Source organism: Parachlamydia acanthamoebae (assembly GCF_000875975.1).
GTDB lineage: Bacteria > Chlamydiota > Chlamydiia > Chlamydiales > Parachlamydiaceae > Parachlamydia > Parachlamydia acanthamoebae.
This window is the reverse complement of the sequence record NZ_BAWW01000001.1, coordinates 1-20,366: the sequence shown is the minus strand read 5'-3', so window position 1 is coordinate 20,366 and position 20,366 is coordinate 1. Positions and strand designations below refer to the sequence as shown.

Here is a 20,366-nt window from a genome sequence, read left to right as displayed (position 1 = left end):
CATAATCACTTTCTCCTACGAAGTTTCATTACGTCAATAATGAATTTAATTGAAAAGCAAACTCATGTCCCGAATTCGAATATCCTGTGGCTAACCTTTTATACGGGTTTTTAAAAGCCAAACGGTACTCCTTCAACTGAGCTCTACGTAATTCTTTTTCTTTATCATAAGCTTCTTTGCGTTTTTGATATTCAGCTAAGAATGTTTCAGCATCTTTAGGGTCCATTAAATTTGTATTTGTTATAGCTTTAATAAAGCTAAATTGAGGTTGCCTTGGAGAAAAGTCCTTATATTCAGTATCGATAAAGTAAATGCCATCTTCAGCCAAAAAGAAGTTCTCTCCATAAAAGTCCTTATAACCTGTTTTTTCCAGGATAATCATAAACTCAATTGCTTCTTCTAATGATATTTTTCGATCAACAGATTTGACACATTCAGCGTATATCGTTAACTGATCCCTTTTTGGTATAAGTTCTAAACTATTAACAATATGGAATGAAATATTTTGAAGACCTTCATTGACAACAACAATTTTTCTAGGAACTTTAATATGTTTTAATCCATTCTCTTTAATGAGTTTTTCTATGAAATTTTTTCCTTGAATGCGCCCAATTTGATCTATTTTGCTAATGTATTTGTTTTTATCTAATTTACTAAACTCCTCTGCTGTAAGTAGTAAGCCATCTTTTCTCAATCCTTTAAGAAAGCCATCTATTACATTCCTTGCCGTAATTATATCCATATTACGGGCAAGGATATGGGGACCAGGCCAAAACAGCGGTGCTTCACCCATTCCAAGAGGCTTTAGTTTTTTGACTATATCTTCGTTAGCAAACGCATTCGCCACGAAGAAAACTTTTATTTTTAATTCTTGATCCAGTTGAGTAAATGCTTCTTCAGAAAACTCGCAGTCATTTTTGAAAGCTCTTTTGATCCATTCTTCTTCGGGAGATAGGATAATATTTTTCTTATCCATCGCACTTATTAGAATATCTGCTTCTTCTTTAGACGCATTTAAAGCTGCTTCCACAAATGCCGACTTTATTTGTCCCCGGGTTTGTTCAATTACAGAAGAATCTAATTCAAGCATTAATTCTGTAATTTCTGGATCACCTTTTCCAGCCCATAAAGTAAATAAAGTCTCACCTTCTGAAGTCTTATCGTTTAAATTTATTGGGATGTTCTTTTCTTTAATGATATTTAGCACTTCTAAGGTGCTATCAGAATTTAAAGTACAAATTCTAGGGGTCCCTGTCTGATCTTTTTCTAAAATAAATTCTAAAAATTCCGCTTCATTGATAATTGAATTATTTGGATGTTTTAAGAAATAACCAATAGGTGATCCAAAGTGCCGATGCATGATGGGATTTTTATCTTGAGCTAACTTTAAAAGCGCTTCAAAAGCTGAGCCTTCGTATGTTCTGTATTCCTTACCATCACCTGTGACAGCAACCAATTCTTGTTTGCCACCCGTCTTAACAAGGGCAAAATTCAACTCCTGTTCTCCCGAAATTTTAGTTCCACCAAAAAGAAGCTCCGGCTTTATGTAAACAAGTTTACCCTGTTCAACTTTAAATTTAGTTTGCTTTTCTTCGACTTTAAATTTAGCTTGCTCTTCAAGAATACCAAAGCGCACATTTGTTTTAGGCTTTGTGAATAGATTTCTCACAGACTTTGAGAATAGAGCTAGACATAAGGTGCAAACAACAGCTAAGGTCCCGAGGGAACCTCTTCCTATACGCTCTGGAGTTGAGAAAGTTCGTTCTCTTTTTTCAATGATCCGATATTGACGTCCCTTGTAGTCAACAAGCCTATCTTTGCTCTCAAATTTTGTGGAAACAATCCACTTATTATCAAGTGTAATTTCACTAGGATCCTTAATAATTTTAAAACAAGGCATTGTTTACGTCCTTTTAATATTAAAAAAGTTTAAAAAAGATTGTACCACGTATAAATATAACCATCAATAGTTGTTTAAACATTTATTTAAAGAGATTAAATCAACTTCAATATTTAAGCGGTTCATTTAAGGAAGTTGGGTCTTGCTCATAAAATAGAAGTTTTCTAAGCATATGGCGAGAAACATATCCATAAAAAAGCGAAATTTCGAGAGGATTATTTTGTTCATTTGTTGATGGCATTTTTTCTGAAGAAAAGCGAAAATCTTCCATGAGCGCACTCCCATTTAGTTTTTGTCGTAAAAAACATTTTAAGGATGCGCTCTCTTTTTTTCACCTCATACACAACTTTTGATCATATCTCGAAAAAGCATTGCAATTCAAAGTCGTACTCAACTAGGACTCCAAAGAGAATTTGTCAGGATAGTTAATCTTATAAAAGTACCTGGCTCAGCGTCCTATTCGCGACCACTTCAATGAAAAGATAGGATTGGGGGGTAGTAGACCAAGGATTGCCAATAATGGAATAAGAAATGGACAATTCCTGCACTATCTTCCGGGCAAACACATGCAATAGCATGATCAGAACAAAATTTTTCGCGTAAATTTCTTTCTACTTCATCTGAAGGCTCTTCATAAAGAATGCTACTAATTTCCGCAAGCGTTTGAACGAGTGGCTGTAGAGGCGCATGCATCAAAGCACTGCTAAATTTATCAGTACCTGATCAAATGAAAGAGGGGCTCCATTTGCCCCCAGAAGCGTAACCAGATTAATTTTTTGGAGATTAGTCAAAAAATTCATTTTATGCATCCTAGTCTGTTTACTTGTTACCAATGAAAAATGATCTTATGGTAACAATCTAGTACATCATTTTCACTTTTGGTTAGCTTTTTGCCGACAATTTGTGATTTCAGTATACCTAATCATTAAAATAAATCATTTAACCTGCATGTTTTGAACAACATATATTAGAAACTCAATGAAGAGTATGGTTTATAATGTGTTATCAGCACATGAAAACAAACCGATCACTGGAACTCCATAAATGCTCGGGGCTTGATCTATATCCACGTATCCAGAATCCATCTTCTCGTCGACGCAGATAGAATCCTCTTGGAAAATCAAGATCATCAGAAAGTTCTTTCATGGCGATATTTTGCCAGTGGCCGACAATTGGATCAATTTGTTGGCTAAAATCAATATATTGTAAACGCATATGAACTGCGAGTTCAGACGGACAAAGGTTAAGACCGAATTGTTGAGCTCGTTGATAAACTTCTTGAGTGGTAGCTCCATTTAAGAATCCTAAATCAGCAAGGGAAATTTCAACTGTCTGTAATTTCTCTTTAGTGGGATTAATTATAAAACCCTTGTGATTAATAATCTGCAATCCATATTCATTTATCTCTATTTTATTATCCTTCAAATTTTGGAGTAATTCTTGTTTAGATCCCCCCCCCGATCCATACTTCTCTGAAAGTAAGTTTTTCTTTTGAAATGGGCAATTTTGATTCCATAGACTCTATTATCCTCAATTAGGCATTAGTAACGAGTAATGCGGCTTTGAAATTCCTTGGGGCAAATGTCACACTCCTTTTCCTGCTGCAAGAGATTCGAGATAGCGGAGATTAAATTGATAAAGCTTTGAATTTTTAGATTTCCAAGTTCCTCTTTTGACTGTGAAGCCAACTGCAGCAACCGCTCTATTTAAGCGTAAAAGTGGCATTATCTGCTTATAATCAGGAACTTTTCGGATAGATGCGTATCCTTCTATGAAGGAGGTTTTATAAGCTGCAGGCCACTCACCTAATTCCAAAGGACAAAAATCATCTTCGGCGACCCCTCCTCTACCGGAGGACCAGTCGATAATCCCTGGCATTTTCCCATTAGAAGCGATGAGATTGCCCGGGCGAAAATCGCGGTGTATAACACAAGAACCATCAGCCAACGCAAGAAGATTGATGTCTTTATCAAAGTGTTTTCTACATACTTCGAGCAGGCTTTCAGGAAGATGGTCTTTGCATTCTTCAAGACCTTCTTCGAATTTCATTGTAAAAGGGATTCGAGGATCATCGCTCAAACTAGTCGATCTGTCAGGTCTCCACAGCCTTCCGCATGCTCCAGATGGATGCTGGCGAGGAGCGAGCCGACTACCTGGGCCAGATCTTTAGTGATGGCTTCTGATTTAAGAAGATCGCCCTGTACGCATTCCATCAAAACAGCCGCATCCAGTCCTATTTCAGGTTCTATGAGTTGGATGATCTTCGGCACAGGAATCTTGTTTACAAAATAGCTTAAGAAGTATGACCCTCTTAAAAAGTCTTCTTTTCGGGAACAAACTTTTAAAATCAGATTGGGCCTTCCAGGCTGCGAGATTTTAAACACTGCAGCCACCCGGCATCTTCATGATCGATATATGTAAAAACAGCATTAGAAAGATTGAGCTTTCAACGATACAAATCAGCGAGATTATCCATTTTTTTCCACCCCTAAAGCTAATTCCTCATCCGTTTTGAATACTATATCTACCACTCCATTTGCTTCAAACATGTCCATAAAGTCTTTATACATTTCTAGCCTGTCTTCTCCTCCGCCGGATGTCAAAAGCAACGCTTGGCCATACTCTACAATATCTTGTACGATTCGTTCATGCCGGTAATAAGCTAGGATTACCCTATTGATGGAAAAACAAGATTACTTTTCCCATTTGAATCGAGATTTTTTAAGAGTTCGTATGACAAGCCTACCAAAAGAGCCATCCTTACCGCTCCATTTTTGGTCGTTTGAATAATAATTAAATTTCTTTGAAAATCGATATCTTCCATTTTAGATTTAATATTTCGCCCTTTTCGCATCCCTGTAGAGAGAGCTAATACGACAATTACAAAAAGATAAGTCGAATCACTTAGCTTACACACTTTAAGTATTCTTTTCAAATTCATCTAGGAAATGACTACGTCCTTGTGGCAACTTAGGCTTATTGATTTTGCAAACCGGATTTTCATCCATCCAATTCCATTCCTTAATGGCAATTGAAAAGGCATGCGAAAGGCTAGCAATGGCCAAGCTCGCACTTTCACCACAATAGATGTTGCTTCACATTTCTTGCGTTTTTGGGCTTGGTTGACAGTATGCTTTCAATGTAACGGTCGATCAATTCTGCCAATTTATGCTTTTTAGCTAAAGAGGAAAATTGAAAGCGTCCATGCTCAATGGCTGACTCGGTATCGCGCTTCCATTTTTTGGCAAAAGCTAGGGAAGTGAATGATTCGCTTGCTGAAGGGTTGCCTTTGATACGAATTCTGGCTCGATAGGTAAAAGAGCCGTCTTTATTGATGCGCTTTTCGATGCCTTGCACAGTCTAATCCTTTTTGTTGGATTAGTTGTCGCCATTGACGTTATTGTGAATTGTCGGCTCTTGTTGTTTGCCAGTGGCCCAAATTTGCCCCATAAGGAAAATTTAAGGGTTTTGGTTTGCTGAAATTTAACAGCAAAACAGCCACTAAAGTGACTCTAAACTAACATGTTAAGCCGAAAAGGAAAAAGTGGGGCAAGCTGGACTTGAACCAGCGACCAGCGGGTTATGAGTCCGCAGAGTTCCCTCACTTCACAGCAGTTATTCACTGCTCACGACAATACTATAACATGATAGCTGCCAAAAGTTCAATTGATATGTGTTGAGATTTGCGAATGCAAATAGGGTGTTTGTGTGCCACACATGTGCCATGAAATGTCTTATTCATTGCATTCTTTAGTTATTTGTGAAAAATCCGGTACTTTAATGAATTTAAATTGCTTTTAAGCAATATCTGACGCTATGATGTGACTGTGCTTGTTGGTTAGCCTGCTCGTTCGTGCAAAGATTTCATCAACCAATAAAAGATATAACCTTATACCAAGCTTATTATCTAGTCATAGCTTACGAACGCGAAATATCTGGATGATAAGCTTGGTCATAACAAGGATATATCATGTCACAGATTGCATATTTCAAACGGCAAGCAAAAAATCTTTTCAGAGATTATAAAACCAAAACACCTTCCTTCAATGACATTCTCACAGACTATCACTACAGCGAGAATGGTTTTAGCTTAATGAAAGCTCAACATATTATTGCCTGTATGGCTGGATTTGGTAAATGGGGAGATTTATTAAAGGCTTCTACACCAGAGCTAGAACTTGCAAAATTGCTTTTCGATAACAAAGATAAAATTCCTGTTCAACATTGGAAAAAATACATTTCCGAGATTGAGCATGATTATGGAATAAATTTTGACGCTGAAGCAAGGTTGTCGGCATATAAGCACGATTATAAAGTAACTTTTGGAATAGAAAAAAACAAAAAATCTCAATTGGTATCCAAGCCTAAAGAGGATATACAAATCATATCCCTTCCTTTAAGCGAGCAGGATCGTGCAGAATTTATCGAATCAGCAAACCGCGTTTTTGAAGCCGTCCTATGGCGGATGATCCCTAGCAATCCGGGAATAACTCTTAAGCTTTGGAATGCTGAAGATTATGTTGATAATATGTTAACCAATGAAATGATACCAATCAGCAAGAATTACGCTTTGTCGTTGATTGATGCTTTCATGGTTCATCATGTTTTGGGGTTGGCCAAGCAAGCTGACAAAATGACTGAGCAGTCCTGACATGAGCTAAATAGTACAGAATTCTTGTTCAATCACAAGCATGTCGGCTGCAAATGTCATATTTATTAGCCAATATCGTTTAATAATCTTTTCAAGCTGCTTCTCAAATCTATTTTTGTCTTCATGGGTTTGAGAAGCAATCCCTGAGTGGTAGAGAGCCATAGTTTTCTTATAGCAATGATAACTTATCTTCTAAGAATTTAATTGATGTATTGAGATTTGCGAATGCAATAGGGCTTTTGTATGCCACAGATGTGTCGTGATTCAAACAAAGCTTTAGAAAAATATTTTTAACAAGAGGATTACTGTTATACAAATAAGCCATTTAAGACTTTTATCAATTGAACAGAGTAAGGAGGCATGATCATCAGATGGATGTTGATTTGCTATAGGAATCAGCATTTTTTTTGATTTAGGCTTTTTCTTAAGAGACTGGAGTTGGCCAAATATTGTCTCTTGGTAAAATTTCTGATAATACCACGTGGTCTCTGCTTTCAAATCCGCTTCCATATTAGACCAAAGAGGGAGAGATGAATCCGGACAATTAGCTACAGATGATTCAATCAAAACATTTGAATCACACTCGTCCATCCAAGATGAGGAAATTCTTACATTTTCTAAAACGATTCTATGAGAGCCCGCAATAAAAAAGCTATGGATAAACTGCGGCATTTCATTACATCTATCGTAATCATACAAATACCATGAGTGGTAAATAGCTTCCCCTTTATCTTGTAGATTGAGTAGTACAGATAGAATTTGGCGAGCAATAAGGTTATTGCATTCAACGGTATATTGAAAATTCTCACATTTGACTCGAAATGACCTCATGAAGGATGCATCTGAAGGGTCTACAAATTTTTTGTCCTTAAAAAATTCGATTATGTTGTAAAACTGTTCTTTCCTATTTTCTGCATCAGGAGTTGTTAGGAAGAAATCGACTTGAGTATTAAGATATTGAAAGTCTACTTCATAAGGGATACGTTCTTTAAAATTAAGATCTTTGTTGTTCATTTTAAGTTAACTTGCTTTGTATTTGGCCACATTATCGCTTTATATTTTCTTATAATGAAGGCACTCCAAACAATCGTTAGGATTAAGACATACCAGCCAGTATACTCTCTTAGTGATCTAGGAAAATACAAGCCCAAAAAAGCCAGAGTAATGAGAGCGATGGTAAACATAGTCCAGCAAAGAAAATGAATAGTTATTCTTGCTGACCTGCACTTAAGATGTTCTCGATTCCAAGACCAAAAGAAGAAAATAAAAAAACATCCTACGACCCTTCCAACAAGGGAAGAAATTTGATGGGAAATTTCCTCAGCAGAACTGCGAGGTTTTAAATAATCTCCAGATTGACTTGACTCTTCTATATATTGCCCTATTTGAGAAGAATTAGGGATTGTCGATGGTTGACTGGCATGATGAGATTGGCTTGACCACATAAGCAGCAAAGATATTAAAATACACCACATAAGATCAGAAACGATCCTAAGATTTCCCGACCAATATTTCTTTTGTTGTGTAGGTGTATTTATTTCAAATCCTTGAGGTTCACTATTCATGGTCTTTCCTTTTTGCATTTTCAATGGCTTTCGTAGCTGCATAAAAAAGACCGTAAACGATTTTTTTTACAGCAATCCATGCAATCCAAACAACAGCTAAAATGCATCCAATTAATATTATTACCTCGTTCATGAAGCATCCTTATTTCGTCTAAAAAGATTTTTAAATTTGTAGAAAACTGCAGCAATACCTGCAAAAAGCAAACCGCCAAATTTTTTGAGAAGTACCGCAATACCTCCGGCTTTCACCACTTTTCCCCCGACAGTAGCAGCGACTAAAGTGGCAATACCATAGCCTGCCAGCTTGTCACCAGTTCTAAAATCATTATAACGATATCCTGGATCAAAACTATGTGCGCGGAGCATCGTATCTAAGTGACCACCAAAAGGAACATAAGAAGATCGAGAAGTTATCCATGTGATCTTTTCGTAACCTTCTCGCCCAAGTCTAATTGCTACCGAATTTACAAGATTTTCATCATCTCCAGAATCAGCTTCAATCGCCCAATAAACTGTGTTTGTATGCTGGTCTAAAGTTGGCTCTTGAATCCAACCTATAACGTGTAATTCAGCCGATCCTCGTTTTCTACGTTCTTTATTATCTTCTTCTGTATTTTGTATAATTCCTTCAAGAAGCTCTTTAGGATTTATTTCCTTCCAGTCATCAATCGAAATATAACCTGTTTTAATGTTTTGAAAGACCACGGAGTTATCGAAATTATCACTCTCACAAACGAATGCTTCTAAGCATTCATTAGCGGGTTCTCCCTCAATTGTATAAACCGCGACAGCATCTCTTCCAGTAACAAGAGCATAACCACTTGGAATTGATATTGTTGAATTCGATAACGGCAATGGGTGTTTTCCTTTGGTTTTCCAGTCTAGTCTGGACCAGGCCCCAAGACTTTTAAAAACTTCCTCTGTTAGTCCTAACTCTGATAAAAAATCTTCTTTTTCATCCGCGGTCAACCCAGCATAAACAGTAGTTAATGCTCGAAGATTTTCTATCGCATTATTTCCCAATAGTTCTTCTTGATTAGTCTCACATTCGATATTCGCGGAAACTATATTAACTTCAGCAGATACAAGATAGAAGGGGATAAACATTAGAAAATAGGTTATTAAAATCCTGATCATTCCATAACTCCTTAAAAAGGAATGAGTAGTTTAAGAAAGAAAAGGTTAAAAGTCAAGGAGTCTAAATGACTTAATGCTTTAATGATTTGACTTTTTTTTGAATATTGATGATAGTCATTCAAAATTTAAGAATTCAGAGGTAACGACTATGCAGACAAAAGATACTGTACCTAAAAAAGCACGAACGACTGTTTATATGACTGAAGAAGAAGAAAGCCTTTTGAATGAGCTATTTATAAAGCGATTGCGAGACCGTAAAAAAACGGACAAATCCGCTCTTTTTTGTGAAGGAATCAAACTTCTTTATGACAAAGAAATTGCTTTATCCATTTCTATCAAAGACTAATGTTTTTCGTGCGACCAAATTCTAGGAAAAAAATTCTAATCATTAACTCAAAAAATTAAAAATATTTCAATGCTTGATATAGTCTATCATAATTATGCTGAGTCACCGGCGGAATTTCAAAATTTTTTGGATTTAGGCGGAGCCTTAGCAGCCGCTGGTCTTATTGGTTTAGTATATCAATTCCGCACTACACTTTGGGCACTTGTTTTAAGAATAAGAGGGGGTATACAGGAAAAATTGATTTGGATTTTTAGTGGAGTAGGATTATTTATAATGTTAGTTAAGGCTTTAATTCTTGGAGGTGGATTTAAACTTTTAACTAGAAACCCAGTATATTATGATATTTTTGCTTATCTAATGTTTATAGCTTCTCCTGCTTCTATGTTAGTACTCTCACTCAAAAACAAAATTTATAAACCTTCAATCAAAGATGCCTTTCATAAAGAATTAGTTAGAGAAATTTCAAAAGGTTCAGAAGATAGCATTCAAGCTGCATTCAATTTATTTATGATTAATTTTGAAGCCGTTTGCATATCTATTAAGAGTGACGACAAAATAACTTCAGAATCAGCAAGATTTATGACAAATGAAGTTTTGAGTGAGGAGAATATTGTTGAGATACTAACTACAAAAAGACTCGATGCTCTTATTTTCTTTTTTGAATGCCTCGAAAAATACAAACTGAATGCAAGCGATTTGATTGTTTGCATGCCTAAAATTACTCAAAAACTATTACTGGATGATCAATCTTTTTTATATCGACACCTAGAGTTGAGTGGGTTATCGCTTTCTAGCTGTATTTATAAGGTATTTGATTTCCCAAATATATTAGAAAATTTTGATTTATTGAATGACTATCAACTTGGCTATATAGACAAAGAAGAATTTAAATCTATTAGAGTTAAAGTATTTATTGAGGTGCTAGAGAAGCTTATTGAGAACTATAAAAAATCATTTAGCATTCACTCTCACTTGATTAAGAATGGTTTACGAAATCTCAATGAATTATTCCGAAATTTATGTCTTAAAATCGGTGCCCATGAAAAACAAGGAATCAATGTAACTCACGTTTTGATTGAAGAGCGTATGGGATTACATCTAATCGCGCATTTTTTAACTAAATACAAAGCGATTAAAGAAAAAGATATTTTTTTTGATGCTGGAGATAGTCATCCTTCGATAGTGAACTCTATATTTGCCAATTCTCTTTCTAAAGCTTTTGAAAGCCTATCTTTCATTGAAAACAGTTCAATCACATATCATACTGTAATAACTTTATTCGATGGATTGGAATTTGGAGCAGAACAATCTGTTGAATATCTAGCGGAATTTGAAAAAAATATATGGGAAAAAATCGCAAAAAATTTGAAGCAAAAACTTTATCCAATAACTTTAAAATCTTATCTAGAGTATTTAGCTATTCGTTTAGTGTCAAACAGCTTTCGAACAAACTCTTGGATGGACGATCTCATAGAGAAAACGAGAATACTTTTGTATGTTGATTTAAAACCTCTATTGGATCAAAACGCTACCATGGTAGATCAAAAATACATGAAGGAAAAAGTCCTGCCTAAAAGCATGGTTTATGAAAACAATTCATTTGCATATATCGATAAGCTTGGTAACAAGCAATCAATAGTACCTCCAGCAGAAAACGCATCGTCAATTTTGGATTCCATCTGCCTCTGAAAAAAAATAATACTAACTATTTTTTTGGGCTAGATTTGGTATAAGATCGCGCGGATGGCATTCAAGTGCCTTTGCTAAGATAAAAACATTTTCAATTGATAGATTCCTTTCACCTCTTTCTACACTTCCTACATAGGTTCGATGGAGACCACTCCTAAAGGCTAGTTCTTCTTGAGAAATGCCAAGAGCTTGGCGTTTTTGCCGAACAAGCTCCCCAAAGCCAATCTTAATTTTTTCGCGATCCCGCTTTGATATGATCTCTTCCATTGCACTCCTAAAATAATTTAAGAGTACGCTTATGCCTTATCTGAGTCGACAGACTGTAAGTAGACAGACTTTAAGTAGCATTAAATGGAAAACTGTGACATTATCAGATCAAAATGCTCTGAGGTGAAGCTGGGGCATTTGATGTAATGAAATTTGTAAACACCAACAAATTAAATTTTGAATAATAGAGGTGTTAAAAAAAAATAAGGACAATAGTTATGAAGTTGGGGAATATCGAAAATTTTAATGATTGCTGTGGCATCGCTTGCGTCAAAAATGAAGTTACGAATGAAGACTGGATTGTAGTGTATGCAAACGTTTTCGATAAGTCTTTATTAGAAGATAACGAATTAGGAAAAGCTGTTGGTAAAGGAATAACAAAAGAAGAGGCTTTAATTGACGCAATAAAATTTTTTGTTAAAAGAGAGAAAGTATACGAAGATTCACTCACTGAAAATAATGAAAATGAAATCTGCAATCTTAAGGATATGTTGAACGAGGCTATTCAATATTTATCATCTAGAATGCTAACAAATCAAAGAGAAATCGTATTACCAATTAGAGGTTGGGAGTATAATCTTGATAGCATCTCTGAGACAGATGAACATTGGAATGCAAGCATATTTATAGATTCGGAAGGCAAGGCAGTAGAAGGGAATGCTTAATTCTTGTTCGTTGCCTACTAGGGAAGTTTCCATTATTTTTTCTTATTTAAAATGACTTATTTCAGGAAGTTTTAATGACTTTTATTTACTGCATGATTTTAGTGTTGATTGCAATAAGAGTGATAAGAATTTTCTATGAAAGATAGTAGATTTTAAGTCACTTCACAATCAACTTTTTCAAAGATCGAATTTCTTCTTGTACCTCTTTGCTGTACAACCCATGCTTAAAAGGCATTATCGTACATTTGATAATGCCTGCTTTTGTTTTTGGGCCGCCCTTTGCTCCATGCATCCGGCATACACCGCAATTTTTTATAGCATAGTTTTTACACTGTTTTCCACTTCGTTTTGATTTCGCTTTACACCTTTGCATGGGGACCCTCCTCAAATTTTGTATTTACCCCCCCTGAGTCCACATTTCCTACAATAGCTTTGCCCCCATTGTACACATGAACGTGTTCCACAGAGACACGCTGTTCTCCTTTTCTCCTATATTTAAGAAGCATATCTAAAGTTTCATGATGCCTTGCTAGAAGTTTAGAAGCTCCATTGAGATAAATATTTGTAAAATCGATCCTGTCTGTACGAGAGGCGCGATTCAAAAATTCCAATGCATTTTCATGAAGAACTATTAATTGTGCTATTAATTGACCTTCATATTCGTCTTCAGGAGAAAATACTTGCATAGCCTTTGCAAATTCATCTAGAGACTCCGCTATATTCACATGGTTTTCTTTAGGTAGAGCTTCAGTGCCTTTTACAAGTAAGCGGATGCCTAAATTGCGGTCTAAATGACCTGTTGCACTTGTGAGACGTGCTTCAAACAAATCGACAGCATCATTATGTGGTAAATTTTTATCAAAAACTATATCTAAAACCTTGTCTTCGCACTCAGAAGAGCAAAAAATCGATTCAGGCTTTTGTTTTTTTCTTTTCGAGATACTAATAGTCTTTTTTTCTTCAGCTGTTAAGTTGCGCTCACTTGCTATTTGAGGCATAATTTTTTTATCCATATACCACTCCTATTTCATGAATTTAATTTTGCTTTATGTCCGCGCACGTCCGAGGACATGAATCACAAAGTCTTAAAGAGTAATTCCTATGTAGCACCATTCTCTCTTACCTTCTTCAAAAGATAGTCTTCTTTTTTTAATTTCTGGAAAAGCGGCTTTGAAAGATTTTCCAAAAGATTGTGTAGTACCTTTTTTGTATCCATTTGACGTGCACCATTGGTTCCATGCAATGAATAGACTTTTGATAGAAGTGCACGCCTTTGGTTCAAAGTTACAAACTTCATCTACAAAAACCATAATAGGACTACTTAATTCTTTTAGTTCTTCTATGGTCTCAAGAGAAGCTTTTGGTTGAATGAAATGTCCATTTTCGTTTAATCGCTTAAGACCTTTTAAAGCCCATAGCAAAATTCCTGACAGCTCCATTTTTAGCCTTTCTAATAAACCTGTATCTTCACGATGTAGCCAACTCGTTTTAAGATTTAAGACGAGATATCGATTGGCAAGAGCTCCGCTCGAATCAGTTAAATCAGGGAGTTCATTACTCATCATAATGATTTTGGCTGGGAGTCGAACTGTTACGGGAATTTGATGCTTACGATTTATAGTTAATAAATCCTCCCCACTAATACTTAGAAGTCTTTCTACAGTTGTGCTACAACTTTTCATGCTTTCTAAGCGTATATCTGAAATAATAATTAATGTTTTGTTTAAAAGGGGTTGAAGTCCAAATTCAGTATTAAGACTGCCAAGTGTCGGCCCAGCTACATTAGAAGCTCCCAGTAAGGTTTCTAAAATACGAGCTATCGTTCCCTTGCCTGTTCTAGGAGGTCCAACTATTAACAAAATTTTTTGATGTTTTGTGTCCTGTGTAAGAAGATATCCCATCCATTCTTGAATTGCGTTTTGACTTTCTATATCTTCTGACCATAAAGATTCCAAAAATTTCAACCATTCTTTGGGTTCGGTAGCGTTAGGATCAAAGTTAAAATCCAAGCAACTTGTATTTAGGAGAGAAGGGGTAGGAGGGATAAGGGCAATTTTCTCATCTTTTAACCAGTCCTCAATGGAAAAAATACCGTTCGGAAAGGAAATGACGTACCTTGAATTTGGAATCTGTCGTCCATCAATCCAGATAGTACCATTTGCTGGATGGTGCTCAAAAAAACACTCGGCCCTTAAAGCATCGATAATTTGAGTTACTTTATTTTGATTTGGATTAAAGTTCTTTAAACAAGTATTCTTAAATACTTTTGCATCTTCTAAAAATTTATACGTGATTTGTCTAATTTTGTTTGGATCAATTTCAACATAATGAGTACCTTTCCATAACCAAAAAGAATTTGAGCAAAATTGAATAGTTCTCTCTTCTTGATGCGAGAAAGAATCTTTAATAAGAAATTTAGCGGTATTTACAGGTGCATCATGACATAAAATTTTTTCACTTTGATCTGAAATGATATTATTGATGGATTTTTGCTTTTCTTTTTGTTTTTCCAAATCAAGAAATCGTCTATGAAAATCATTCTCCAATTGAATTTGCACTTCAGTTTTTTCTTCTATTGAAGGTGGATTTTTAAAATCTTCCGGTCGAAGTGATGAATCATATTGATAGACATCTGCAAGCAACTCCCTTTCCTCATCAAAGATTTTTCTAAGTAGTATTTCTGAACATGTTTGAAGGTTAGCCGTTTTAGCATCTTTTGGAATTATGCTGTTTGGCGCTGATATTTCTTTGATTTCGTAACTAATGTTATTTTCCCGAAAAATAGATTCTACTGCTTTTTTGTCTTTAATAGGAGCTATCCAAGCGCGAAATACATCATTCCAAAGGCATCCATTTGACTTAATGCGATTTTTAATCCCTTTTCCTAATGAACTTTGAAATTTGAATAGCACAAAACGATCTAAATCGTCCGATTGCTTTTGAAGAGAATCTATAATTTGACTGCTATCCTTCATAAATACCTCCTTCAATACCCACTTCAAAATCACTATTACTTTCGAAAGATAAGCCTTCGAATTTGAAATCTGTTTTGACTAAAGGATTTTCTGGCTTTACTGTCTTATTTGATATATTATCATTCATAATGTTTACCTTGTTAAAAGCCCTGGAGTTGCGATCTCCAAGGGCTTTGTGTTTTATACGGATGTATGTTCATCGACGTGTTTGTTTTTCAAGCCACTCTATAAACTGATCTCGGCGAATTAAAACTTTACGACCTACTCGACGTATAGCTTTGGATAGACCATTACGATGAGCATGAAGGACGTAATACCTAAGCATAGGAACTGTAAAACAAAAAGTTGGGTCATTAGCTATCTGCTTAATGGTGCAGTAGCTTTCGTCTCGCTTATTCTCAGCCATACCTAATCTCCTTTTGATGTGATCATGATTTATTTACTCAATTCAATTGACCATATCTCAGCAGAATATCGAATTTACGGAACGAGACGTGGGTTCTTGTGTTAGACAAAAAAACCTAATTAAAGACTTGTTTAATTCAATAAATCATTGATTATCAATTAAGTGGGTAGAATTGTAAAAAGGAATGCTAAACGATATTCTCAAAAGGTGAAATAGAGCCATTGGAAAAGCGAAAAAAGAATCAATCTAACTTTTCTTTCAGAAAGTAGTCTTAGAAGCTTCTAGGGTCTGATTAAGGGCTCAACCTTTCTCATATCGTTAAGCTCTGATATAGGAATGCGGCCTTCAAGATAACCATGAGGGAGATATGTCATTGCTTCAGGCAATATAGGTGTAATTCCTGGTCCTAATAAAGTATAAGAAGCTTCATGAAAAGCTCTTTCGAGCGACTTTCCATGGATATCAAGGCTTTTGAAGATGCGGTGAGCACGAGTTTGTTTTTTCTCCGAGCAATAACATCTTAGTAAGAGAAACATCCAATGAGGAATTGGAAAACTTTCTTTTCTTAACGTCAAGATTCTGTCTTGAAAATTGATGTCTAGAGATGTAATTTTAAGAATATCATTGGTACTTACGGATTCGCCTCTATCTAGCGTTGCTATCCAGATCCGAATTAAGATGATAACGGTAGTATCACCAGCTTTTAGATTTGCTGGGTCTAAAATGAAAGTCCTGTAGAAGTAATTGAAGAGAGAATTCATTGTTTGATAGTCAATGACTTGACTGGTTTCCCATCTTCCTAACTTTGTTGTTTGTTTTTTAAGTGGTTTTTTCGAGAAATTTCCCTCAGGGGTATTAAAGGCAATTTTCTGAATGACTTATTTATGATAACATCTTTAAAAATAACCTTTTCTAGTTCTTCCTTATAGATTTTGCGTAAGGCAAAACGATGTTGATCCTTTCTAGTGCGGATTGAATTCATCACCTTTTCATAGGCAATGCCTATCGAATCTCCTTCCAACGGAACAAAGCTAACTGAATCCAAATTACGTGGGTTGATAGCGACCTCAAAAACAACATTAAGATCAGATTTTTCAGAAAGAGGTGCTTGGAATTTTTGTTTAGAATCTTCCCAAATTGATAGAGCATCTTTTTTCAATAAGTTATCACTCATTTGCTTTTTTTGCTTTGCATACTCTGCTTGAATGAAGGGTTTTTGCTTTTCATATCTTGCGATAGTTTGAGTTTGGTAGATTAAAGAATTTTGCATCCATTCCTTCTTTATTTTATCGAAATGCTTTCGTTCAATAGGAAGATTACATAAATCCAATAAAGGATAATCTAGTGAGATTGTTAAATCTTCTTCTAAACGGCTTATCAAGGTATTCCACGCGATAAATCTCTTAATCAGTTTAACAGGAGACTTCTCAAGATATTTCCTTTCTACTATCTCAATAAAGCCCCCTCGACACTTCAATTTCAGAATTTCAAATTCTGTAGGGTTTGTTTTAAAATGGAAGAAAGCATAATGGTATGCTTTAACCATGGTTTTCAATGGCTTTAAACACATCAAAATATTGTTTGTATAATACCTATTACTACTTGATTGAGTGTAGGCAACTCAAGTTGTATAGAGAAGTTCTTTTTGCGAGATTTTTGAGCAAGAAGCAATAATTCTCTAGCTAGTTTTTGATGTTTTGTCTGTGCCATTGATATCCTTAAAAATCCGTTCATTTACAGATGAAGAAAGTTGATGTGTGATTTTCTTTTGATTCATATGAGTATAACGGTTGACCATTTGTAAAGTTTGGTGCCCCATTGCTGCTGCCAATTCCAAAATTGAAGCACCAGTCTCGGAGGCATATGTGCAAAAGGTATGTCGAAGATCATGTATCCTCAGATTTTGAATCCCAGCACGTTTTAAAGCCTCATCCCAAGCCTTTCTTATACAGATTTTTCCAAATCGTTTCTTTGCTGGAAAGACATAAGGTGTATTGGGATTTCTTTTTTGATAATGAGAGCGAAGCAGTTCTAAAGCTTCTCCTACTATAGAAACCGTGCGTTGTTTTCCATTTTTGGTTTCCTTTAAGATTATTGTTTGTCTATCAAGATTAATACAGTCCCAAGTTAGCCCTAAAATTTCACCACGTCTCATGCCTGTAGTTACTGCTAACACAACAACAGGTAACAAGTGTTCGTTTCGGCTGTTTTTGCATTCTTCAAATAAGCGTGTAAATTCATTCTCAGCTACGATTCTATCGCGTCCTTTTGACTCTGTAAACTTTGAAACTCGTCGGCATGGATTATCAGTAATCCACCCACATTCATTAATTCCATATGTGAATACCGTAGATAAAGTAGCCAAATAGCGATTGACTGTAGCATGAGAGCGTTTAGTTTTCTTTGAAGTCACACCTTCAGCTAATTCTTGCCTACACTGAGCTATGAGATCCGATGAAATTTTTGTGAGTCCGTATTTGCCAATTTTATTGCGCCACCAATCGAGATGACGTTTCATATTTCTCGCATCTTTTGGTTTGGTAGGAAGGATAATCGTTTCATAGCGATCAATAAGATCTATAAGAGTCTTTTTACCAGTCATTAGATCAGAGGAACCGTATCCTTGCCGTCTACGTGCTTTTTCCTGTTTTTGCCAGTCTTTTGCTTCCTGAAGAGTAGGAAAGGTCTTAGATTTTGGTGGAAACCCATCACTTTCTCTAATCTGAACCCTGTAACTTACGACGTTTTTTTTGCTGATTCTTTTTTGAATGCCTTCGGCCATGCTCATGCTCCATTTTGATGGTTAGCGTGAGCAGTGACAAGATCACTGTGATGATAATTGCTGTGATTTGCTGAGGTGTATAGGGTCAGACTGTGCCACCTGTGTGCCACGACCCATTTTGTGGCTTGGGTTTTTAATGATTGAGTGTAATCATCATAAACCTTAAGCACTGTTACTCAACAAGTTATAAAAAGTGGGGCAAGCTGGACTTGAACCAGCGACCAGCGGGTTATGAGTCCGCTGCTCTAACCGACTGAGCTATTGCCCCATTGAAAAAAACACAATTTAGCAAGTTTGCAGAGAAAAAGCAAGACATTTTGTAATGTTATTAAATGAAAAAGAGCTGCTCCCATTCAGAAAGCAGCTCTTTAAAAGGCAAATTAATGAGCGAAAACTTTTCGTAAATACTGTATCGCAGCCTCAATGGCTCCACGAGTCGCTGGAGTATTAGCTAAAGGATTAAGCAAAGCAAAATCATGGCATGTCCCCAAGAAACGAATGGATGTAACATCAACACCTGCTTGCATTAACTTGTGGGCATATGCTTCCCCTTCATCACGTAATACATCATTTTCATCTGTCATGATCAATGCCTCAGGTAATCCTTTCAGCTGATCAATGCTCGCTTGAAGTGGAGAAACTGTGATTTTTTTTCGATTAGAAACATTTGGTTCATACGCATTCCAAAACCATTCCATGGCAGCTTTTGTCAACCAAGGACCTTCAGCGTATTTGTGATAGGATTGTGTATCCATACCTGCATCAGTTACCGGATAAAATAGTACCTGAGCATCAATTTTAGGGCCGCCTCTTTCTTTCGCAAGCAATGTCATCGCAATCGCCATATTTCCGCCCACACTATCACCTGCAACAACTAGATGATTTGGATTGAGGTTATATTTGCTCCCATTTTCGCTGATGTACTGGAGAGCCGCATAGGCTTCTTCGACAGGCTTAGGGAATTTAGCTTCTGGTGATGGTGTAAAATTTATAAACACAACAGCAGCCTGCGCTCCATTTGCAAGCTCTCGTACTAAACGATCGTGCGTGTCTTTGCTTCCTAAAATCCAACCTCCACCATGGTGATACATGATAACGGGTAACTTTTGTTTGTTATTTTTTGGTCGTATAATACGTATAGAGACTTCCCCTTCCGGTCCCACAGGAATAGTTAAATCTTCAATATCTACTGGAAGCTTTTCCACTTTGCCGGCTTGCAAATTTTCTAAAATTTTGCGTGCCTCTTGGACTGGAAGTGTATAAATGGGAGGAGCATTTTTTGAATTGAGCTCATCGATAAATTTTTGTGTTTCTTGTTCTAATACTAATGCTTCTGCTGTTTTCATTTTATCCTCGATAGTTTGCTATTACATGTTGGATATAAAGAAAAATGTTTTTTTTGAAAACAATAAAAATAAAAAAAAAGATACTTGATGAGAGGCGATGAAAATCATCGATACAGAAAAATAGCCTTGGAGGTCACGATCCTTCTGTATAGATATTGGCGAAAAAGATGCGTAAAAAGCGAAAGATCTTCGCCGTCATTCTCACAAAATAGGATCATTCCCTTTATAAAATAAACCTGCAGGTGGTATTGCACTTTTTTCTGGTTAACATTCAGGGAGACGAAATATTTTTTCATCCTTAACGACATGGAGATTTATTACGAAAAAATTACTCGATGGGTTTATCTACGTGAAAGAATAGAAGCAAACGGTGATAGGATATAGAGCGATTCGATAGATCATCTTCATAATTTATGCCTTTAATGGAATAAAAAAAGAGCGAGTTAAATTAAAAAGGGTGCATACTTTTTTCTGGAGAATCCTCAAAAACTTCTTGAGAAGTTTTATCCCGGTAAGATTGTATATGCACAGGATGAGCATTAGAAAATCGGTAAAACAAAAAAACCCTAACAACGAGAGTTATTAGGGTTTGAAAGATAGTCCATCAAAGGATGGAATAAAAAAAGACTTGGCGGCG

Annotated in this window: 28 protein-coding genes and 1 tRNA gene; 4 read left to right on the top strand and 25 right to left on the bottom strand. The window is 36.0% G+C overall.

Annotated elements, in window-relative coordinates:
* Nucleotides 1-28: 28 nt before the first annotated feature.
* From AOM43_RS00115 to AOM43_RS00090, 10 genes are all read right to left on the bottom strand, one after another.
* Nucleotides 29-1,900, bottom strand: coding sequence for a hypothetical protein (locus AOM43_RS00115; protein WP_059358576.1), 1,872 nt, complete (start codon nt 1,898-1,900; stop codon nt 29-31).
* Between the two features lie 106 nt (nt 1,901-2,006).
* Complete coding sequence (locus AOM43_RS13450; RefSeq protein WP_162531521.1) at nt 2,007-2,171, bottom strand: hypothetical protein; 165 nt, start codon at nt 2,169-2,171, stop codon at nt 2,007-2,009.
* 200 nt (nt 2,172-2,371) lie between these two features.
* Entirely contained in the window at nt 2,372-2,593 is a 222-nt protein-coding gene (locus AOM43_RS00110) for a hypothetical protein (RefSeq protein WP_006342635.1), read from the bottom strand.
* A gap of 312 nt (nt 2,594-2,905) precedes the next feature.
* Nucleotides 2,906-3,289 (bottom strand): hypothetical protein, encoded by a 384-nt coding sequence (locus AOM43_RS00105; protein ID WP_226987326.1) that lies wholly within the window; start codon nt 3,287-3,289, stop codon nt 2,906-2,908.
* A gap of 195 nt (nt 3,290-3,484) precedes the next feature.
* Nucleotides 3,485-3,949 carry a phosphotransferase gene (locus AOM43_RS12885; protein WP_226987325.1) on the bottom strand — a complete coding sequence of 155 codons (465 nt, stop codon included), beginning with the start codon at nt 3,947-3,949 and terminating at the stop codon, nt 3,485-3,487.
* A gap of 26 nt (nt 3,950-3,975) precedes the next feature.
* Complete coding sequence (locus AOM43_RS12880) at nt 3,976-4,284, bottom strand: hypothetical protein (RefSeq protein WP_226987324.1); 309 nt, start codon at nt 4,282-4,284, stop codon at nt 3,976-3,978.
* 84 nt (nt 4,285-4,368) lie between these two features.
* Complete coding sequence (locus AOM43_RS13365) at nt 4,369-4,509, bottom strand: hypothetical protein (RefSeq protein ID WP_006342639.1); 141 nt, start codon at nt 4,507-4,509, stop codon at nt 4,369-4,371.
* 59 nt (nt 4,510-4,568) lie between these two features.
* Nucleotides 4,569-4,817 (bottom strand): tyrosine-type recombinase/integrase, encoded by a 249-nt coding sequence (locus AOM43_RS00095; RefSeq protein WP_013925402.1) that lies wholly within the window; start codon nt 4,815-4,817, stop codon nt 4,569-4,571.
* A 1-nt stretch (nt 4,818) separates the two neighbouring features.
* On the bottom strand, nt 4,819-4,965 hold the full coding sequence (locus AOM43_RS13360; RefSeq protein WP_006342641.1) for a hypothetical protein: 147 nt from the start codon (nt 4,963-4,965) through the stop codon (nt 4,819-4,821).
* A gap of 10 nt (nt 4,966-4,975) precedes the next feature.
* Nucleotides 4,976-5,257, bottom strand: a complete 282-nt coding sequence (locus AOM43_RS00090; RefSeq protein WP_006342642.1) for a hypothetical protein — start codon at nt 5,255-5,257, stop codon at nt 4,976-4,978.
* A gap of 613 nt (nt 5,258-5,870) precedes the next feature.
* Here AOM43_RS00090 and AOM43_RS00085 point away from each other — a divergent pair.
* Complete coding sequence (locus AOM43_RS00085; RefSeq protein WP_006342643.1) at nt 5,871-6,551, top strand: hypothetical protein; 681 nt, start codon at nt 5,871-5,873, stop codon at nt 6,549-6,551.
* 276 nt (nt 6,552-6,827) lie between these two features.
* On the opposite strand, the gene AOM43_RS00080 is transcribed toward AOM43_RS00085, so the two are convergent.
* The 4 genes from AOM43_RS00080 to AOM43_RS00070 are packed head-to-tail and all read right to left on the bottom strand — an operon-like array spanning nt 6,828 to nt 9,253.
* On the bottom strand, nt 6,828-7,565 hold the full coding sequence (locus tag AOM43_RS00080) for a hypothetical protein (RefSeq protein WP_059358574.1): 738 nt from the start codon (nt 7,563-7,565) through the stop codon (nt 6,828-6,830).
* Nucleotides 7,562-8,116, bottom strand: coding sequence for a hypothetical protein (locus tag AOM43_RS00075; protein ID WP_006342646.1), 555 nt, complete (start codon nt 8,114-8,116; stop codon nt 7,562-7,564). Before AOM43_RS00075 ends, AOM43_RS00080 begins: the two co-directional genes overlap by 4 nt.
* Entirely contained in the window at nt 8,109-8,249 is a 141-nt protein-coding gene (locus AOM43_RS13480) for a hypothetical protein (RefSeq protein WP_006342647.1), read from the bottom strand. Before AOM43_RS13480 ends, AOM43_RS00075 begins: the two co-directional genes overlap by 8 nt.
* On the bottom strand, nt 8,246-9,253 hold the full coding sequence (locus tag AOM43_RS00070; RefSeq protein WP_013925404.1) for a DUF2167 domain-containing protein: 1,008 nt from the start codon (nt 9,251-9,253) through the stop codon (nt 8,246-8,248). The genes AOM43_RS13480 and AOM43_RS00070 overlap by 4 nt, the downstream gene beginning before the upstream one ends.
* A gap of 148 nt (nt 9,254-9,401) precedes the next feature.
* Here AOM43_RS00070 and AOM43_RS00065 point away from each other — a divergent pair, with 148 nt between their 5' ends.
* Together AOM43_RS00065 and AOM43_RS00060 are read left to right on the top strand one after the other, a co-directional pair.
* Nucleotides 9,402-9,599 (top strand): hypothetical protein, encoded by a 198-nt coding sequence (locus tag AOM43_RS00065; protein ID WP_006342649.1) that lies wholly within the window; start codon nt 9,402-9,404, stop codon nt 9,597-9,599.
* A gap of 69 nt (nt 9,600-9,668) precedes the next feature.
* Nucleotides 9,669-11,288 (top strand): hypothetical protein, encoded by a 1,620-nt coding sequence (locus AOM43_RS00060; protein ID WP_006342650.1) that lies wholly within the window; start codon nt 9,669-9,671, stop codon nt 11,286-11,288.
* A gap of 12 nt (nt 11,289-11,300) precedes the next feature.
* On the opposite strand, the gene AOM43_RS00055 is transcribed toward AOM43_RS00060, so the two are convergent.
* Nucleotides 11,301-11,555 carry a helix-turn-helix domain-containing protein gene (locus AOM43_RS00055; protein ID WP_006342651.1) on the bottom strand — a complete coding sequence of 85 codons (255 nt, stop codon included), beginning with the start codon at nt 11,553-11,555 and terminating at the stop codon, nt 11,301-11,303.
* A 218-nt stretch (nt 11,556-11,773) separates the two neighbouring features.
* On the opposite strand from AOM43_RS00055, the gene AOM43_RS00050 reads away from it, so the two are divergent.
* Nucleotides 11,774-12,220: a hypothetical protein gene (locus AOM43_RS00050; protein ID WP_006342652.1), complete on the top strand. Its 447-nt coding sequence runs from the start codon at nt 11,774-11,776 to the stop codon at nt 12,218-12,220.
* 157 nt (nt 12,221-12,377) lie between these two features.
* On the opposite strand, the gene AOM43_RS14045 is transcribed toward AOM43_RS00050, so the two are convergent.
* From AOM43_RS14045 to AOM43_RS00005, 10 genes are all read right to left on the bottom strand, one after another.
* A complete protein-coding gene (locus tag AOM43_RS14045) occupies nt 12,378-12,593 on the bottom strand; it encodes an HGGxSTG domain-containing protein (protein ID WP_013925406.1) in 216 nt (71 codons plus the stop codon).
* Nucleotides 12,580-13,233 (bottom strand): hypothetical protein, encoded by a 654-nt coding sequence (locus tag AOM43_RS00040; RefSeq protein WP_006342654.1) that lies wholly within the window; start codon nt 13,231-13,233, stop codon nt 12,580-12,582. Before AOM43_RS00040 ends, AOM43_RS14045 begins: the two co-directional genes overlap by 14 nt.
* Before the next feature lie 72 nt (nt 13,234-13,305).
* Nucleotides 13,306-15,195 carry a DNA primase family protein gene (locus tag AOM43_RS00035; RefSeq protein ID WP_059358572.1) on the bottom strand — a complete coding sequence of 630 codons (1,890 nt, stop codon included), beginning with the start codon at nt 15,193-15,195 and terminating at the stop codon, nt 13,306-13,308.
* Nucleotides 15,185-15,322, bottom strand: a complete 138-nt coding sequence (locus AOM43_RS13475) for a hypothetical protein (protein ID WP_006342657.1) — start codon at nt 15,320-15,322, stop codon at nt 15,185-15,187. The genes AOM43_RS00035 and AOM43_RS13475 overlap by 11 nt, the downstream gene beginning before the upstream one ends.
* Before the next feature lie 69 nt (nt 15,323-15,391).
* Nucleotides 15,392-15,601: a hypothetical protein gene (locus AOM43_RS00030; RefSeq protein ID WP_013925408.1), complete on the bottom strand. Its 210-nt coding sequence runs from the start codon at nt 15,599-15,601 to the stop codon at nt 15,392-15,394.
* A gap of 281 nt (nt 15,602-15,882) precedes the next feature.
* The gene (locus AOM43_RS00025) at nt 15,883-16,362 is read right to left on the bottom strand and encodes a hypothetical protein (protein ID WP_006342658.1); all 480 of its coding nucleotides are present in this window, start codon (nt 16,360-16,362) and stop codon (nt 15,883-15,885) included.
* A gap of 38 nt (nt 16,363-16,400) precedes the next feature.
* Nucleotides 16,401-17,147 carry a hypothetical protein gene (locus tag AOM43_RS00020; protein ID WP_226987323.1) on the bottom strand — a complete coding sequence of 249 codons (747 nt, stop codon included), beginning with the start codon at nt 17,145-17,147 and terminating at the stop codon, nt 16,401-16,403.
* A 132-nt stretch (nt 17,148-17,279) separates the two neighbouring features.
* The gene (locus AOM43_RS00015; RefSeq protein WP_013925410.1) at nt 17,280-18,383 is read right to left on the bottom strand and encodes a tyrosine-type recombinase/integrase; all 1,104 of its coding nucleotides are present in this window, start codon (nt 18,381-18,383) and stop codon (nt 17,280-17,282) included.
* A 194-nt stretch (nt 18,384-18,577) separates the two neighbouring features.
* Nucleotides 18,578-18,651, bottom strand: a tRNA-Ile gene (locus tag AOM43_RS00010).
* Between the two features lie 112 nt (nt 18,652-18,763).
* Complete coding sequence (locus AOM43_RS00005; protein WP_006342661.1) at nt 18,764-19,729, bottom strand: alpha/beta hydrolase; 966 nt, start codon at nt 19,727-19,729, stop codon at nt 18,764-18,766.
* Nucleotides 19,730-20,366 lie beyond the last annotated feature (637 nt).

Bases quoted from the DNA above. Each gene is read 5' to 3' on its own strand.
- AOM43_RS12885 (WP_226987325.1), bottom strand. From the start codon at position 3,949: ATGAAATTCGAAGAAGGTCTTGAAGAATGCAAAGACCATCTTCCTGAA.
- AOM43_RS00025 (WP_006342658.1), bottom strand. From the start codon at position 16,362: ATGAATTCTCTCTTCAATTACTTCTACAGGACTTTCATTTTAGACCCA.
- AOM43_RS00015 (WP_013925410.1), bottom strand. From the start codon at position 18,383: ATGGCCGAAGGCATTCAAAAAAGAATCAGCAAAAAAAACGTCGTAAGT.
- AOM43_RS00110 (WP_006342635.1), bottom strand. From the start codon at position 2,593: ATGCATGCGCCTCTACAGCCACTCGTTCAAACGCTTGCGGAAATTAGT.
- AOM43_RS00060 (WP_006342650.1), top strand. From the start codon at position 9,669: ATGCTTGATATAGTCTATCATAATTATGCTGAGTCACCGGCGGAATTT.
- AOM43_RS00030 (WP_013925408.1), bottom strand. From the start codon at position 15,601: ATGGCTGAGAATAAGCGAGACGAAAGCTACTGCACCATTAAGCAGATA.
- AOM43_RS14045 (WP_013925406.1), bottom strand. From the start codon at position 12,593: ATGCAAAGGTGTAAAGCGAAATCAAAACGAAGTGGAAAACAGTGTAAA.
- AOM43_RS00020 (WP_226987323.1), bottom strand. From the start codon at position 17,147: ATGGTTAAAGCATACCATTATGCTTTCTTCCATTTTAAAACAAACCCT.
- AOM43_RS00035 (WP_059358572.1), bottom strand. From the start codon at position 15,195: ATGAAGGATAGCAGTCAAATTATAGATTCTCTTCAAAAGCAATCGGAC.
- AOM43_RS00075 (WP_006342646.1), bottom strand. From the start codon at position 8,116: ATGAATAGTGAACCTCAAGGATTTGAAATAAATACACCTACACAACAA.
- AOM43_RS00050 (WP_006342652.1), top strand. From the start codon at position 11,774: ATGAAGTTGGGGAATATCGAAAATTTTAATGATTGCTGTGGCATCGCT.
- AOM43_RS00115 (WP_059358576.1), bottom strand. From the start codon at position 1,900: ATGCCTTGTTTTAAAATTATTAAGGATCCTAGTGAAATTACACTTGAT.
- AOM43_RS00070 (WP_013925404.1), bottom strand. From the start codon at position 9,253: ATGATCAGGATTTTAATAACCTATTTTCTAATGTTTATCCCCTTCTAT.
- AOM43_RS00080 (WP_059358574.1), bottom strand. From the start codon at position 7,565: ATGAACAACAAAGATCTTAATTTTAAAGAACGTATCCCTTATGAAGTA.
- AOM43_RS13475 (WP_006342657.1), bottom strand. From the start codon at position 15,322: ATGAATGATAATATATCAAATAAGACAGTAAAGCCAGAAAATCCTTTA.
- AOM43_RS00065 (WP_006342649.1), top strand. From the start codon at position 9,402: ATGCAGACAAAAGATACTGTACCTAAAAAAGCACGAACGACTGTTTAT.
- AOM43_RS00040 (WP_006342654.1), bottom strand. From the start codon at position 13,233: ATGGATAAAAAAATTATGCCTCAAATAGCAAGTGAGCGCAACTTAACA.
- AOM43_RS00005 (WP_006342661.1), bottom strand. From the start codon at position 19,729: ATGAAAACAGCAGAAGCATTAGTATTAGAACAAGAAACACAAAAATTT.
- AOM43_RS13480 (WP_006342647.1), bottom strand. From the start codon at position 8,249: ATGAACGAGGTAATAATATTAATTGGATGCATTTTAGCTGTTGTTTGG.
- AOM43_RS00085 (WP_006342643.1), top strand. From the start codon at position 5,871: ATGTCACAGATTGCATATTTCAAACGGCAAGCAAAAAATCTTTTCAGA.
- AOM43_RS13450 (WP_162531521.1), bottom strand. From the start codon at position 2,171: ATGGAAGATTTTCGCTTTTCTTCAGAAAAAATGCCATCAACAAATGAA.
- AOM43_RS00055 (WP_006342651.1), bottom strand. From the start codon at position 11,555: ATGGAAGAGATCATATCAAAGCGGGATCGCGAAAAAATTAAGATTGGC.